The sequence below is a fragment of the Bacteroides sp. AM23-12 genome, assembly GCF_003434395.1.
Classification (GTDB): domain Bacteria; phylum Bacteroidota; class Bacteroidia; order Bacteroidales; family Bacteroidaceae; genus Bacteroides; species Bacteroides thetaiotaomicron.
Map to the genome: position 1 here is coordinate 38,001 of NZ_QTLF01000020.1, position 16,445 is coordinate 54,445.

9 protein-coding genes are annotated in these 16,445 nt (G+C 43.6%); 5 read left to right on the forward strand and 4 right to left on the reverse strand.

Going from position 1 to position 16,445, the window contains the following annotated elements:
- The first annotated feature begins 815 nt into the window (after window positions 1-815).
- The 5 genes from DW640_RS15815 (at window position 816) to DW640_RS15835 (ending at window position 9,816) form a co-directional block, all read left to right on the forward strand.
- Window positions 816-2,753 (forward strand): hypothetical protein, encoded by a 1,938-nt coding sequence (locus tag DW640_RS15815; protein WP_117578664.1) that lies wholly within the window; start codon window positions 816-818, stop codon window positions 2,751-2,753.
- A 375-nt stretch (window positions 2,754-3,128) separates the two neighbouring features.
- Window positions 3,129-6,206 (forward strand): TonB-dependent receptor, encoded by a 3,078-nt coding sequence (locus tag DW640_RS15820; protein ID WP_117578666.1) that lies wholly within the window; start codon window positions 3,129-3,131, stop codon window positions 6,204-6,206.
- 33 nt (window positions 6,207-6,239) lie between these two features.
- Window positions 6,240-7,733 (forward strand): RagB/SusD family nutrient uptake outer membrane protein, encoded by a 1,494-nt coding sequence (locus DW640_RS15825; protein ID WP_074859634.1) that lies wholly within the window; start codon window positions 6,240-6,242, stop codon window positions 7,731-7,733.
- A gap of 261 nt (window positions 7,734-7,994) precedes the next feature.
- Window positions 7,995-8,558 (forward strand): Crp/Fnr family transcriptional regulator, encoded by a 564-nt coding sequence (locus DW640_RS15830; protein WP_008763802.1) that lies wholly within the window; start codon window positions 7,995-7,997, stop codon window positions 8,556-8,558.
- A 109-nt stretch (window positions 8,559-8,667) separates the two neighbouring features.
- On the forward strand, window positions 8,668-9,816 hold the full coding sequence (locus tag DW640_RS15835) for an acyltransferase (RefSeq protein WP_117578668.1): 1,149 nt from the start codon (window positions 8,668-8,670) through the stop codon (window positions 9,814-9,816).
- Between the two features lie 168 nt (window positions 9,817-9,984).
- Here the strand turns inward: DW640_RS15835 and DW640_RS15840 are convergent, their stop codons facing one another.
- From DW640_RS15840 to DW640_RS15855, 4 genes are all read right to left on the reverse strand, one after another.
- Window positions 9,985-10,209: a winged helix-turn-helix domain-containing protein gene (locus tag DW640_RS15840; RefSeq protein ID WP_008763800.1), complete on the reverse strand. Its 225-nt coding sequence runs from the start codon at window positions 10,207-10,209 to the stop codon at window positions 9,985-9,987.
- Between the two features lie 451 nt (window positions 10,210-10,660).
- A complete protein-coding gene (locus DW640_RS15845; protein WP_016268775.1) occupies window positions 10,661-12,028 on the reverse strand; it encodes an efflux transporter outer membrane subunit in 1,368 nt (455 codons plus the stop codon).
- Between the two features lie 12 nt (window positions 12,029-12,040).
- Window positions 12,041-15,190: an efflux RND transporter permease subunit gene (locus DW640_RS15850; protein WP_117578670.1), complete on the reverse strand. Its 3,150-nt coding sequence runs from the start codon at window positions 15,188-15,190 to the stop codon at window positions 12,041-12,043.
- 9 nt (window positions 15,191-15,199) lie between these two features.
- Window positions 15,200-16,303, reverse strand: coding sequence for an efflux RND transporter periplasmic adaptor subunit (locus tag DW640_RS15855; protein WP_117578672.1), 1,104 nt, complete (start codon window positions 16,301-16,303; stop codon window positions 15,200-15,202).
- Window positions 16,304-16,445 lie beyond the last annotated feature (142 nt).

The following is a 16,445-nucleotide window of genomic DNA, read 5'->3' on the forward strand; positions in this document are numbered from 1 at the left end:
TATGGGAGCAAAAATGACTAATTTAGATGTAGCTCCTTCATTCATATTGAAGCAAAAAGTAGTATATTTCCTATCATGGTGTTATATTATTCAAATTATACCATAAAATGTTTTTTTATCTCATACTATATCTCTTTATATTATGATTATCATAGTCGGCTTTAAACAATAAACACCATCCGTGCCAACACAAAGGTCAATATTCAGCAAACTTCATTGATATCAGACTCTTTTAAAGATTAATATTATGTATAGCTGCATATACCCCATAAGATTGCTCCAACCGTCCCAACTTCGATCAGCAGAAGGTATGGTATATTGGGATGCCTGCAAATATTCCATTTCAAGATTATCACTCCACCATATAAAAAATTCTCCTGAATTCTCTGTCAATAACCCAAACAGTCCGGTTTGTGAGAAATCTTCAGTAATTGATTTTCATATCGGCAAACAAACAAAGATAGAGAGATAACTCCTTACTGTATAGGATGTTTTAAAACAAATGCTAATATGTTTATGATAAAATAAAGTTCATCCGACAAATACATGTTTTGTATCGTTCAGTGAAACCGCTCTTACAGATTCTTTGCCCTTCTATTTTTCAATTTTATAATGCAAGGTTGAATAAAACTCACTCCTTCGGGATTATTTATTGCATTTTATAGGTTAATTTGAATCATAATTCTTTTTTTTTAAGCAATGCAACGTAAAAGGATACCCCCTGTGTCTTTTCAGCCTAATTACTCTCAAAAAAAATTCCGTTCTTTGTAAACCTATAATTTGAAATAAATAATAGTTATTATATAAATAATTTTATGAATAGAATTTTTTTATTTTGCAACATTCTGACAGTAATGTTATTCTTATTGACAGAAGTACCTTTGTATGCACAAAACAATATCGTACATGCATACACACCATTTACCATCCCAGCCACAGGACCGAGCGGAGTAGCCTACCCTTCACATGTAAGAAATGACGTTATATCCGCACGATTTGGTGTGAAAGTCGCAAATGTTAGTGTACCTGCCATCCGTTACGACAATACTGTTAACGGAAATCAAGGGCATAATATGGATGTTGCCCGCTTTGCCTCAAACAGCTTGACACCTAAAATTGAGATCAATATCATAGGAGGGACCGAGATCAACAGTGTTACTATCCACCCAGTGCGCTTTTATCCACAAAAGGCGCTTGTGATCAGTGCTGACAGAAAAACACTCACATTCGAAATGGTGAAAGACTTGCCATATGCCATAGTGATTATCAACGGGGATGATCCGCAAGATGCCTCCACAACTAACCCGCAACTTACGCTTATAAACGACCCTCTGGAGGAACCAGCAAAGCAACCCTCGCTTTCTGCCCCCAATGTACTTAATTTCAAGACGTTTTCTGAAAACTATCTGCGAAAAAATCCAAATACGGACTCAGTCGGACAGATCTGCCGCCCTGCGGGGAGCGTTACAGACGCTAGTCTTAATGATGGAAGATTATTCACCTGGAATCACGAAGCAGGTCGGTTCGTCTCATATACAAGCAAAAGAGTAGCCTTCCCCAACTTAAGAGCAAGAGACAACAACGACCTCTCTGATGCACTACAAGCGGCTTTGGAAAAAATCAAAAATACACCCGAACTCAATACATTATACATCCCCGCCGGTGTCTATCTCTGGTCGGGACTTAAAATACACAACTGGAACGGAGACGCCAACAATGGTGGAAAACCTCTTTTCGTTTATACCGACGAAAATGCACTCATGATAAACCGTCAGAAAGAATGTAGAGAAGCTATCGAGCCTGCAATATACATTGCCTACTCCAGCTATATAACAATTTCCGGTCGTGGCATACATGATGGGCAAGGCTGCCTCTCTTTCTCAACCGACAGAAAAGACGCAAAAAACACCCCACATCAAGGTGGTGTAGTGATAAAGAAATCAAACAACATCACATTTAATGATACATATATGCGAGATTCTCAGCAATGGAATTGGGAAACACATGATGTCGTGGACATTAATCTGAACAACATAAAAGGCCTTTCTCCCTACAATCATGGATGGATTGACGGACTCAATCTTTCAAGTGGCAAGAACATCACAGTCAATGGCTCCATTACTTTAGGAAATGACGATGCGTTTGCAACTGGTCATTATAATCCCTCGAATGAATTTCCGAGACGCACCTACACTGAAAACAAATCCATCAATTTAACCAATACGGACGCAAATCCGGCAGAAATACGAAATACTTTCGCGGCTGCAGGTGTCTACAACAAAGATCGCCTCAACTGGAGCAACTCCGATACCGAGAACATCCGTATTAGCAATGCCATCGGATGGACACGCTTAGCCCACTGTATACGCGCAGGAATCAATACCAAGAGCAACAATCCTGAAACCGACACGTGCGGCAGACTACTAAAAGGCTTCTATTTTGATAATTATCATGCAATAGTCGGCAGAAATGGTAGTGGAGACATCCGATTCGTGAACTACAATAGTTCCACTTCTTGGCCTTTATATGAAAAGATCGAAATTAAAAATTGTTCGTTCTGGAAACCGGGAAATAAATGGGCTCTTATCCAAACTATGGTAGACAACAACCAGATGATACAAAATTTTGTGATGAAAAACATCTATTTTGTAAAACCGATAGCACATCCATCTTCAACATTTTCAGGAATCATGAACCTAAAAGTGAAGGGACTTTACATCGGAGGGCAGCGGATGCCAAAGTGTGAACTTTAAGTAATTCTGTAAATCCATCTGCCGATTAGATTAACTTGTTTGAACACTACGTTTATCATGCCTATAGCAGAAGTTTATCTGAATTACCGCAGAAACTGACGTTTATCTGAACATAGGAGCGAATGCTGCCTACACAGTGAATATCTATATCCCCAATCATTATCGGTACGATAATCCATATAGCCATGCTATTTATCGTACCAATGATTGGGGATATTTTCCACACCTTTCCACATTTTTCCACACCTCCCCAATAATATCATTTTTTTCAACCCCGCTGTTAATCTGTATCTTATCTTTTCAGCATTTCTTTATATCCTATTGGTATATCCTTTGTATCGACTTTATAGCAAATGTATTTTTAAATATAAAAGTATGAAGATTAATCAAAGGTTAACATTATGTTTTAGCTTACTGTTTTGTTTGTTGAGTATTTCATATGCATCCGCTCAGCAACTGAACATATCCGGTGTTGTTATATCATCAGAGGATAATGAACCACTTATCGGTGCCACCGTCAGTGTAAAGGGGAATCCCACCAAAGGAGTGATTACCGATATCAACGGTCAGTTTCAGTTGTCCGTGGAAACCGGAACCAAGATGCTGGTCGTATCTTATGTGGGAATGAAGACACAGGAAATACGCGTCCCCCGCAGAGAGAAAGAACTCAAAATAGTACTGATCCCCGAAACGATGGATATTGACGAAGTAGTAGTAACAGGATATGGTAATTTCTCCAAATCCTCGTTCACAGGATCGGCCAATACGCTGCGTACAGACATGCTGAAAGAAGTACCCGTGATGAGCGTTGAGCAAAAGTTGCAAGGTATGACTACCGGTGTACAAATAACCAGCAGTTCCGGTCAACCGGGTGCCAACCAAAGTATTCGCATCAGAGGAATGGGATCGTTCAACGCTTCACAGGAACATTTGTTTGTCATTGATGGAGTACCGGTTACTTCCGGGAGTATGAGTTCCGGTGGTCCTGATGCAGCATATATGAACAACTCCAAGACCAATATAATGAGTACACTGAATCCGTCGGATATTGAAAACGTGACTGTAATCAAAGATGCGGCAGCGGCTTCCCTGTATGGTTCCCGCGCCGCCAATGGCGTCATATTAATCACGACTAAAAAAGGAAATACCGGAAAGGTACGCGTGGACTTGAACGTATCAGGCGGCTTCTCTCATGCGGCCGTCGACTTCCGCCCTACCCTCAACGGTGACCAACGGAAAGAACTGCTCTATGAAGGATTGCTGAATTACGCAATAGACAACGGTATGGAGTCTCCGAATGAATATGCCAATTCCAATATCGGCACATATGCATATAAGCCGGCCATGGGATACACGGACTGGCGAAAAGAGCTGCTCCGCACCGCTATGCATCAGAGTTATGAAGCTTCCGTCTCCGGCGGTAACGACCGTTCTACATTCTATGCTTCGCTCGGCTACAACAATCAAGAAGGATTGGCCAAAAACTCCAGCCTGGACCGTTACTCTGCGCGCTTGAACATGACGCAGAAAGTCGGCAAATACGGGGAAGTAGGAGCAAATATGATGTTCTCGCAAATGAATCAGGAAATGAATGAGGAACGCGGATCATCCATCAACCCTTTCTTGTGCGTAGCCATGACCATGACCCCTTCCATGGTGGTGCGTGATGAAGAAGGAAACTACGTAGGAGCTTATGACGGCACCAGCTTGAACCCGTTGCGCGACATACTCACCGATTACAACCGTGTGCGCATGACACGTATGTTTTCAACCGGTTACGCAGCGATAGAGCCGATCAAAGGTCTCAAACTAAAAGAGACATTAAGCTATGATTATACTATCCAGAAGGATTCACGCTACTATAACCCTCTGAGCTCGGCAGGTCCTAAAAGCGGAAGCGACGCCCAGACAGCCAAAGGCTTCATTGAATACGGCAAACTGATCTCATCGACCTCACTGAACTATGTGCGTACTTTCGCCCGCAAACATCATCTCGATGTATTGGCGGCTTATGAAATAGAAAGCTACCAGACAGACCACGCTTCGGGTGAAAAGTCCAAACTCCCCAGTGATAAACTGACAGAACCGGATAATGCCGCCGTATTGAACAGTTTTAAGTCTGCCACCCAAGCCTATCGGATGATTTCTTATCTATCACGACTGAATTATGACTATGACGACCGTTACTACATCGCCGGAAGTTACCGTCGCGACGGAAGTTCACGCCTTTCACCCAACAACCGCTGGGGAAATTTCTGGTCTGTGTCAGGTATGTGGCATTTAGGCAACGAGAATTTCATGAAAGCCGTAAAGCCAGTTCTGAGTGATGTCAAAATACGTGCCTCGTATGGTGTAAACGGAAATCAGCCCGGTTCATACTACGGCTACAAAGGATTGTACAGTTATGGAGAAAACTACATGGAGGCAGCCGGATCGTATGAATCGGCACAACCCAATGATCTGTTGACATGGGAAAAGAATTACAGCCTGAATCTGGGCATCGATCTTTCATTTATCAATCGTATTTTTGCGAGTCTGGAATATTACAACCGGGATACCAAAGACTTGCTTTACAGTCTCCCCATCAGCGCCACTACCGGATTTACCAGTTATTTAAGCAACATCGGACGCCTGAACAACAAGGGAGTAGAGTTTGAATTGCGTACGCTGAATGTTGTTTCCAACGACTTTAACTGGACCAGTGTTTTCAACCTGAGCCATAACCGGAATAAGATCGTTTCACTCAACGGACTATTAGACCAGACGATTGAGGGAACATGGTTCATCCATAAAGTGGGACTCCCCTATCATACGTTTTATGTAAAAGAGTTTGCCGGAGTAGACCCGCTGACCGGTTCTGCCCAATATTATCTGAATACAAAAAATGAAGACGGAAGCTACAATCGGGAACTCACCACCGACGCTGCCAAAGCAGAATCTATTCCGTACAAAACCGCTACTCCCAAAGTATCAGGAGGATTCACCAATATCCTGAATTACAAATGGATAGACCTGACCTTTACACTAACTTATTCACTGGGCGGTTACTCATTCGACAAACTGGGAACTTATATTGAAAACGGCAGCAGTTCCATCTACAGTTCACGATACAACTTGCCCGCATACATGATGAACCGTTGGCAAAAGCCCGGAGATCAGACGGATACCCCACGTTTCGTATATGGTGAACCGGCTACTTCCACCAACTCGTCCCGCTATATCCACAGTACCGATCATTTACGCCTGAAAAACTTTACCCTCGGCTTCACACTGCCCAACCAGTGGACTCAAAAGCTGATGATTGACAAAGTACGGGTATATTTCTCGGGAAATAATCTGCTGACCTGGGCCAAATGGAAACAGTATGACCCCGAAACACCCGTTAACGGTGAAGTCTTTTGTGAGGCTCCCGCCATGCGTACTTTCAGTTTCGGAGCTCAATTATCATTCTAACATCCCTATCATTCTAACTAAATAAACAACATAATGAAACGAATTCATATATACATACTTACAGCAATGGCTCTACTGAACAGCTCCTGCTCGGCAGACTGGCTAGACCTTAACACCACCAGCTCGGTAGAAACCGGACAGGCCATCGTAACACTGGACGATGCCCAGATCGCTCTGAACGGAATTTATCGTCTGGCATCCGGCCATAGCTACTACGGAGACAACTATTGGTATTACGGCGATTGCCGTGCCACCGATGTACAGGCACGTATCACCAAAGGAGACGGAAAACGTGTATCTCCCTATTACGAATACAATGTGCTCGCTTCCGATAATCTGAATATTGTACTGCCGTGGAATACTGTTTATAAAGTAATACGACAGACAAATAATCTGATACAGAAAATAGAGTCGGGCAGTATTCAAAGCAGTGATACTAAAGAATTGAACCGCATCAAGTCCGAAGCACTGGTGATGCGGGGACTTTCCCTCTTCAACCTGACCCGGTTGTTCGGAATGCCTTATACGAATGACAAGGGGGCTTCATTGGGAGTACCCATCGAGACCTCCCCTTCCGATCCCACACATAAACCGTCACGCAGCACTGTAGCACAATGCTACGAACAGGTAGTCAGCGACATGAGCAATGCACTGTCCGGATTGAGACAAGAGACATCCAATGGCTATATAAACTACTGGGCAGCTCAGGCATTACTGTCAAGAGTCTATCTGAATATGGGTGAATATCAGAAGGCTTATGATGCCGCTACGGACGTCATCAAAAACAACGGCGGACGTTATCAGCTTTACAGCTATGAGGAATATCCCAATGTATGGGGGCAGGATTTCCAGTCAGAATCATTATTCGAACTTTACATCACTTTATCCGAACCTTCAGGAGGTACGGGCGGTGAGGGTGCTCCGATGGTTTATGCCAACGAAGCAACGGTCGACTGGAATAATCTGATCTTGTCGGAAGATTTCCTGAACCTGCTGAATGAAGACCCCAAGGATGTACGCCACTGCCTGACAAAGGAATCTGTCATCGAAAACAACACCGGACTTCCGGCTGCCGCCATGCACGAGAAAGTCTATCTTGCCAAGTTCCCCGGCAAGACCGGAGATGATCCCAAAACTAATAACATTTGCATCATCCGCCTTTCCGAAGTCTATCTGAACGCGGCTGAAGCAGGACTGAAAAAAGGAACGGATCTTGAAGAAGCACAAGGTTATCTGAATGACATCATCAGCCGCCGTACCACGGATACCAGTCAGCAAGTATCAACGGAGACTTTTACTCTGGACAGGATTCTTAAAGAGCGCCGCAAGGAACTGGTTGGAGAAGGGGAAGTCTTCTATGACTACTTACGCAATGGTCTGGCTATTGAACGCAAGGGCAGCTGGCATCTTGAGACTTTGAAAGCGTCTAACGCACAAAAGATAGAAGCTACCGACCTGAGAATAGCTCTGCCTATTCCACAAAGCGAGATAGATGCCAATCCGAATATACAGCAGAATCCAAGGTAAGCAACGTCAATTGATGTATACCGTTTCCGGAATAAGCTGGCTATACTCATGTGTTTAGCCTCTTCCCGATATCAAAGAAGGTACATTTCACCAAAGAATGAAATGTACCTTCTTTGTCTTTCAGCAGCAGTTCCCACTCTCCGGTTTCTCTCCTCCTTAGTGAGCGAACCGATAAAACACCCCCTTTTTCACCAGCATCTATTGTAGGCAGAATTGTTTTTCCTATTTTTGCACTTGACAGAAAATTATTAAGGCTACTTTATGAGAAACATTATAGATAAGATGAACTCTTTGTATCCCATTTCGGATGAAACGATACAAATACTAAAAGAAAATACAGTATTATGTCATTTTCCAAAGAGACATCAACTGATAGAGGCTGACAAATTTTGCAAATCGGCTTATTTTATTGAAGAAGGAATGACCCGCTCTTTCTGGCTGGTAAACGGAGAGGAAATAACGACTTCCTTTGCGTGCGAAGGAGCGATTGTCTTCAGCATGGATGAATTGTATTATAATAAGATGAGTGAAGAGTTTGTGGAAACGCTTGAGGACGTCGTCGCATACAGAATATCACTAACCGATCTGCTCCGGCTGTTTCAGACCAATATCGAACTGGCAAACTGGGGAAGAGTGATTCATCAAAACGAATACAGACGCCTGCACCGTTCGCACAAAGACCGCCTCACCCTGTCTGCAAAAGAAAGATATGAAGCATTCAAACTTCAGTTTCCTCAAATGTGCCAGCGGATACAATTGGGATATATCGCCTCTTATCTGGGCATCACACTATCAACACTCAGCCGCCTCAGAGCATACAAATAATTCCCATACACGGCAAGATTTTGATGCAGGACAAATTTTTAAACTTATAAATTCCGTATTTTTGCGGCTTCTTCAATGACTAATACTAATTTGAACAATAACTTAAAACATGCAAAAAATCTCTTCCTCTGCATTTGCAGACTCTAAACCCCATTACGTACTCCTTGACGGACTGCGAGGGGTTGCGGCTCTTTTAGTGATATGGTATCATGTATTCGAAGGTTTTGCTACAAGTCCCATAGACCAAAAATTCAATCATGGGTATCTGGCTGTCGATTTCTTCTTTATTCTGTCGGGATTCGTTATCGGCTATGCTTATGATGACCGCTGGAAAACAACGATGATCCAAAAAGAGTTTTTCAAACGCAGGTTAATCCGTCTGCATCCGATGGTTGTTATGGGAGCCGTTTTGGGGGCTATCACATTTTGCATACAAGGCTGCGAGCAATGGGACGGTACCCGTGTTTCCATATCAATGGTAATGGTGGCTATGCTTCTCAATCTTTTCCTGATTCCGGCTGTTCCGGGCACGGGTCCCGAGGTCCGTGGAAACGGCGAGATGTACCCTTTGAATGGTCCCAGCTGGTCTTTGTTCTTCGAGTATATCGGTAATATTTTGTATGCCCTATTTATTCGCCGACTGTCTACCAAAGCACTTACGATACTCGTTGTGATAGCAGGAATCGGATTGGCTTCCTTCTCGATATTCAATCTTTCCGGCAACTATCATTTAGGAGTAGGCTGGTCGATGATCGACTATAACCTGATCGGAGGTTTTCTACGTATGCTGTTCGCATTCTCTATCGGATTATTGATGTCACGCATCTTTAAACCTGTCCATATCAAAGGTGCTTTCTGGATATGCAGCGTAGCAACTCTCGTTTTACTTTCCATGCCGTACGTTGGCGGTCATACTTCGCAGTGGATGAACGGTATTTACGATGCTATATGCACCATTCTTATTTTCCCGCTACTTGTCTATCTGGGTGCTTCGGGAAAAACGACGGACAAAGGTACAGCCAAGATCTGTAAATTCCTGGGAGATATATCTTATCCGGTATATATCATACATTATCCTTTCATGTATCTGTTCTATGCCTGGCTATGGAGCAAAGAGCCACATATCACTTTCTCCCAGTCATGGCCGGTAGCCTTATGTGTCTTCTTCGGAAGCATTGTGTTGGCTTACCTTTGCCTGAAACTGTATGACGAGCCTGTAAGAAAGTGGTTGAGCAAGAAGTTTCTGACAAAGAAATAAGGTAATTATCATAACAGGGAAGGGTGAACACTCCATTACAGTTACTCTTCAACAAGACATTTTTACACAAGGTATATAATAAAAAGAAGCTTTCAATATCACTGAATTCAGTTTTTTATCGAGAGCTTCTTTCATTATATAACCTAACCAGCATTATATTCATTATACTTATCCGAAAGAAAAGTCAAAATGACCTTCATTATAAATTTCAATTAATCCATTCTTTCGTTCAATCACTACCTTATTTTCACGAGCCAGCCAACCGACTGCCAGAGCCGTACTTTCCACACTCAGGTTTACTTTCCGGGCAAGTTCGGGAATCGAAATTCCATCAGCCTCATTAAGGGCGTGCCATACTTTGCCTGCGTTGGCACCTACGATTTTCTTATCCATAGTAGTCTTTTTTTTAATTAATAAAAAGGAAAACTAACTCGTTAAAAAAGCAACGCACTTTTACGATAAAACCCAAAATGAAGATCTTTTCATATGTTTTGAATGTTATGTCAAGAATAGATATAAAAAAACGTGAGCCTTTTCTTCCCAAATGTAGCAACAGGAACTACCAATCCCTACAACACAAATGAGAAGAACGCCCACGCAAAGTATATGTATAACAAGCGTAGGCGTTCAGTCATTTTTACGTGTTGTAATATTCACCCAAAGGGTAAAAGAAATTGGTAGTTTCGTTACTACGTAAAAAAGCTGAACGCTTTTCGATATTTAGTCTCAATGAACGCACCTTTCAACGGCTATACAAATATAGTATTTTTGGGTATTAAAAATTACATTCTTCCTCTTTTTTTGCTCCACGTCTACTAAATTATCACATTTTTTAGCATTAGACCTATAAAGAAGCACCTCCTCCCAATGCATGGTAAAGGTTAATGACTCCTTGTATCTCGTCAAAACGATTGGAAGCAACAGACAATTCTGCCTGCAAAAGAGTCTGCCGCGCAGTAAGCACTTCGAGATAGTTTTGCGAGCTATGCCGCATCAACAGTTCGGAACTACGGACAGCAGACTGAAGGGAGGCAACTTGTTGCTTGGAAAGTCTAAGACGCCCCCGCGCCGTCTGCCACTGCACCAAAGCATCATTCACCTCCGCTCCGGCATCAAGCAGACTCTGGCGGAAGGTAAGCAGAGCTTCTTCCTGTCGGGCTTTCGTTATTTTCAAATTAGCGATATTCTGTCCACGATTGAAAAGCGGTTGAACCAGCGAACCTACAGCTGAAAGCAACCACTGACCGGGATTAACAATAACACCACCTGCAGAGTTCGTCCATCCTGCAGAGCCACTCAACGTAATGGATGGATAGAAAGCGGAACGCGCCTGATTGGTTGCATAAAACGCGGCAGCCAGTTCTGCTTCCTTCTGACGAATATCAGGACGGCGTTGCAGCAACTGCAACGGTACTCCGGTTGAAAGAGATTCGGGAAACTCCTGGCTATCGAGAGTGGAACGTTTGACTGTTTGTGATGTCATACCGAGCAATGCGGAAAGAGAGTTTTCCAGCTCACTGATCTGCTGTTCAATAGAAAGTACGGAAGCATCTGTCGAGAGTTTGGTTGCTTCCGTTTGGGCGACAGCCATCTCAGTCGTTTGTCCGGCTTTTTTCAGGGCCTTCATTGCACGCAAGTTTTCGTCCCATGTTTCGGCAGTGCGATGGGTAATATCCAACTGTTTATCGAGCATCAGTAATGTATAGTAACTATTGGCAATAGTAGCTACCAACTGTGTCTGTACAGCCTGCCGATAGGCTTCACTCTGTTCAAGAACAGCTTTAGCACCCCGTTTTGCATTGGTCAGTTTTCCAAAAATATCCAGTTCCCAGTCAGCCGAAGCTGCCAAATTATAGGTTTTGGAAGTTTTTGTACCACCCGCACTGCTCATTGTCCCTTGTGGAGTAAGGGAGACAGAGGGCAGATAAGCCAACTTAGAAGAAAGTAGTAATGCTTCTGCTTCTTCCACTCTCAAGCGGGCGATATTCAAGTCGGTATTATTCCGGATACCAATGTCAATAAGCTGCTGCAACTGCGGGTCGGTAAACAACTCCTTCCATGAAAGGGAAGCAAGCGAAACGGTGTCCTCGGCAGCAACAGACTGACGATAAAGACTATCGGCAACCACTTCATCCGGACGTTCATAAGCCCGGTATATATGACATCCACTCAATCCAACGGACAGGAATAAACATATTATTATCTTTTTCATACGTTTCATTAATTAAAGATTTTCCTCTTCCAGTTTTGGCAGCTTACGTGCCGGCATCAGCTTTTCCTGCAAGTACTGGAAAACAATAAACAGCATAGGTACAATAAATAACAGGGCGACCGTACCAATCAGCATTCCACCCACAGTTCCTACTCCGATAGATATATTTCCGTTAGCTCCTACCCCCGATGCGAACATCATCGGTAGCATACCGAATATCATCGTAAGCGATGTCATCAGGATAGGACGCAGGCGAACCTGTGCAGCCGATATAGCTGCCTGCATTATGCTCATTCCCTGTCGTCGGCGTTCGGAAGCGTATTCCGTGAGCAAGATAGCTGTCTTCGATAACAGACCAATCAACATGATCAGACCTGTCTGCAAATAAATATTGTTCTCCAGACCGAACATCTTAGCAAAAAGGAAACTACCTGCCAGACCGAATGGTACGGAAAGAATCACCGCAATCGGGATAAACAGACTTTCATAAAGTGCACACAGAATGAGGTAGATAAACACTACGCAGATAATAAAAACCAGCGTAGTGGTATTTCCCGTAGAAGATTCTTCGCGCGACATACCTCCGAATTCAAAACCATAACCTGCAGGCAATGTCTGTTCTGCCACTTCGCGTACCACCTCAATAGCCTGTCCTGAACTATAACCTTCCGCCGGAGCACCATTGACGGATATAGCAGAGAAAAGATTGAAACGTGTCAATGATTCGGCGCCATATACCCGTGTCAGTGTCAGATACTGGCTGACAGGTGACATTTTTCCGTCGGAGTTGCGGACAAACATATTATTCAGCGCTTCCGTATCCAGACGAAATTCCGGCGAAGCCTGCACCATCACACGATAAAGTTTGGAGAAACGATTCATATTCGATGCATAATTACCGCCGATATAACCCGACAAGGTGCTCAACACATCCGAGGGAGACACCCCATTCCGTTTACAAAGAGCCGCATCCACTTCCACCAGATATTGCGGGTATTTAGTGTCAAACGAAGTGGAAGCACGTCCGATTTCCGGTCGCGCATTCAGCGCCTCAATCATCTGACGGGTATATTTCAGCAAATCTTCCACCGAACCGCCTTTCTGGTCCTGCACATAAATTTCGAAACCACTGCTCACACCATATCCGGGGATCATCGGTGATGCAAAAGCCATCACTTGCGCAGAAGAAATATCGTCTGTACGACGGTATATCTCATTAATAACCGCATTGATCCCCTCTTCTCTTTCCTTGCGTTCATCCCACGGTTTCAATCGGATGATAAACATACCGTTAGAAGCCCCCTGGCCACTAATCATACCATTGCCCGTCACTTTCGAAAACATTCTGATTTGCGGGATATCATTGATCCGCTTATCTATGTCGTCCATGACGATTCTGGTTTCTTCCAGACTATTTCCGGGTGATGTCCGCACATCTATAAAGATAGTCCCCATATCCTCCTGAGGTACAAGTCCGGTCTTTGTGGTTTTCATAAGAATGAATAGTCCGGCACAGGCCACCAATAATAATGCGCCAGCCAGCCATTTACGTTTCAACATAAAAAACACACCACTCTTATATTTCAGTACCAGTCGATGGAACGCACTATCAAACGCCATGTGGAAGCGGGAAGAAAAACTGAGTTTTTCTCCTTTAACAGCCTCCATATGGGGAGTCATAATCAATGCGCAGAGAGCAGGGCTCAGGGTCAGGGCATTGACCAGCGAAATTGCAACGGCAACTGCCATGGTCAATCCGAACTGAGTATAGAAAGTTCCGGTAGTTCCTCCCATAAAGCATACAGGAATAAATACTGCCATAAAAACAAAGGTAGTTGTAACCAGTGCCGAAGTAATGCCACCCATTGCATCAATAGTTGCCTGATAAGCCGATTTGTATCCTTCATCAAACTTGGCCTGCACCGCTTCGACCACGACTATGGCATCATCTACCACTGTCCCGATGACCAGTACCAATGCAAACAGAGTCAGCATATTGAGACTGAAACCCGCGACATAAAGAAAAGCAAATGTTCCGACCAGAGAAATAATAATAGAAATAGCCGGGATAAAGGTAGACCGCAGACTCTGCAAAAATACATATACCACAAGTACTACCAGCAATATAGCTTCAATCAATGTTTTGACAACATTCTTAATAGATGCATCCAGGAATTCTTTCGAACTCATCAGATCCACCAGTTCCATTCCTTCAGGCAAGCTCTTTGATATATCTGCCGTTACCTTGTCTATTTCTTCAATGATCTCGTTGGCATTCGAGCCGGAAGTCTGTGCAATCATACAGTTGGAACCGGGATGCCCGTTCACTTCTCCGATATATGTATAAGAACTGGAACCCAATTCAATACGGGCCACATCTTTCAGACGGAGTACTTCTCCTCCTCCCAAAGAACGGATGACCAGATTCCCGTAATCTTTCTCTTCTTCATAACGACCACGATATTTCAGTACATACTGAAAAGTATTCTTTGACTCTGCTCCGAGTGTCCCTGTAGGAGCTTCCAGATTCTGTTCATCCAAAATCTTAGTCACATCAGATGGCACCAAACCATATTTGGCCATTTTTCCGGGATCGAGCCAGATACGCAGCGAGTAGTCAGCCCCCATCACATTCACTTCACCCACACCGGCAATACGTGAAAGACGGGGCTCTATGTTAATCTTCAGGTAATTATTCAGAAAACTTTCGTCAAAAGAACTGTCGGGACTATATAGTGCCAATGCCTTAATGTTACTCGTCTGACGTTTGCGGACAGTGATACCGCTTCGGGTCACTTCGGCCGGCAATAAGCCCTGGGCTGTAGCAATACGATTCTGCACATTGACTGTTGCCATATCGGGGTCGGTTCCTTGCCGGAAATAAACTGTAATTTTTGCCGCCCCTGTATTGGAAGCTGTGGAAGTCATGTACATCATATTCTCCACTCCATTGAGTGCTTCCTCCAACGGTACGACTACACTTTTCTGCACTGTCTCCGCATTGGCCCCGGTATAGTTGGCCGAAACACTGACGGTAGGAGGCGCGATTTCCGGGAATTGCTCAACAGGTAACTGTGAAAGTCCTATCAATCCGATAATTAAGAAAACAACCGAAATAACTCCTGCCAGAATAGGTCGGTCTATAAATGTTCTGATTTTCATATCGTCATGTTATTCTTTAGTCGGCTCACTCTTGATTACTGTTCCCTCACGTACTAGTCCGGCACCCTCGGCTATGATTACGTCGCCTGGTGCAAGTCCGTCCTCAACAACATACTCCGTGCCGTTATTCAACCGGAAGACCTCTACAGGAGCAGACTGTGCTTTACTGTCGACCACCTTGTAAACAAATATACGATTCTGTAATTCATAAGTAGCTGCCTGGGGAATGATGATGCACTGCTTCTTTACCGTCGGGACAACTACCGTACCACTTCCACCATTACGCAAAAACTGATCAGGATTAGAGAAAACGGCACGCAGGCTGATCGCTCCTGTCCCCTCATCTATCGTACCACTGATAGCATCCACTTTTCCTAAAGAGGAATAAGTCTTTCCGTTACTCATTGTCAATTCTACCTTATCCAGATGTTCTATCGCCTTTTTCAGTGAACCATACTGCTGTACAAAATCAAGAATCTGGTTTTCTGTCATCGAAAAATAAGCATATACCTCGCTATCATCCGAAACAGTAACCAACGGTTCGGTGATACTACTGTTCACCAACGCCCCTACACGATAAGGAATCATACTGGCTACCCCGTCCACCGGACTTTTCACTTCAGTATAAGAGAGATCATTGCGTGCATTGACCTCCTGTGCTTTCGCCTGTGCCAATGCAGCTTCAGCAGCAATCTGTTCGTTCCGGGCTGTTTGCAGGTCAAACTCAGATACTACCTGTTCTTTGTAAAGTTCGGCTTTACTATCTGCGGTCAACTTAGCCGTAGCAAGTTTAGCCTCTGCACTCTTAACATTGGCAATCGCAGTTTGTAATGCAGCTTTATAGGGGATCTGGTCAATAATGAAAAGTGTCTGTCCCTTATGGACAGCATCACCTTCATTAATACATATTTCGGTGATAATTCCACTTACCTGCGGACGGATTTCAACATTCTGCCGTCCTCGAAGAGTAGCTGTATAACCGGTTTTCAGGATCTGATCGCCGGATTTGATGGTAAGCGTCTTGTACGTAGTGTCTGTTTCCTGCTGTTGCGGAACTCCGCAGGAGTATAGCAGCGGCAAGCAAAGCACGACAAAAATGATTAGTTGTTTCATTGTGACTTTATTTAAAATGATTGTTAATGATTCATAAGCAGTTCATTCAGTAATCAATGCGATTGACCAAATCTAGGAATTATCAAACAATAAAATAAAGATGTAGTGACGAACAGCAAAAATGTGATGACGAACGACAAAA

Excerpts from the sequence above, each read along its gene's own strand:
- DW640_RS15815 (WP_117578664.1), top strand. The coding sequence starts at position 816 with ATGAATAGAATTTTTTTATTTTGCAACATTCTGACAGTAATGTTATTC.
- DW640_RS15820 (WP_117578666.1), top strand. The coding sequence starts at position 3,129 with ATGAAGATTAATCAAAGGTTAACATTATGTTTTAGCTTACTGTTTTGT.
- DW640_RS15825 (WP_074859634.1), top strand. The coding sequence starts at position 6,240 with ATGAAACGAATTCATATATACATACTTACAGCAATGGCTCTACTGAAC.
- DW640_RS15830 (WP_008763802.1), top strand. The coding sequence starts at position 7,995 with ATGAGAAACATTATAGATAAGATGAACTCTTTGTATCCCATTTCGGAT.
- DW640_RS15835 (WP_117578668.1), top strand. The coding sequence starts at position 8,668 with ATGCAAAAAATCTCTTCCTCTGCATTTGCAGACTCTAAACCCCATTAC.
- DW640_RS15840 (WP_008763800.1), bottom strand. The coding sequence starts at position 10,209 with ATGGATAAGAAAATCGTAGGTGCCAACGCAGGCAAAGTATGGCACGCC.
- DW640_RS15845 (WP_016268775.1), bottom strand. The coding sequence starts at position 12,028 with ATGAAAAAGATAATAATATGTTTATTCCTGTCCGTTGGATTGAGTGGA.
- DW640_RS15850 (WP_117578670.1), bottom strand. The coding sequence starts at position 15,190 with ATGAAAATCAGAACATTTATAGACCGACCTATTCTGGCAGGAGTTATT.
- DW640_RS15855 (WP_117578672.1), bottom strand. The coding sequence starts at position 16,303 with ATGAAACAACTAATCATTTTTGTCGTGCTTTGCTTGCCGCTGCTATAC.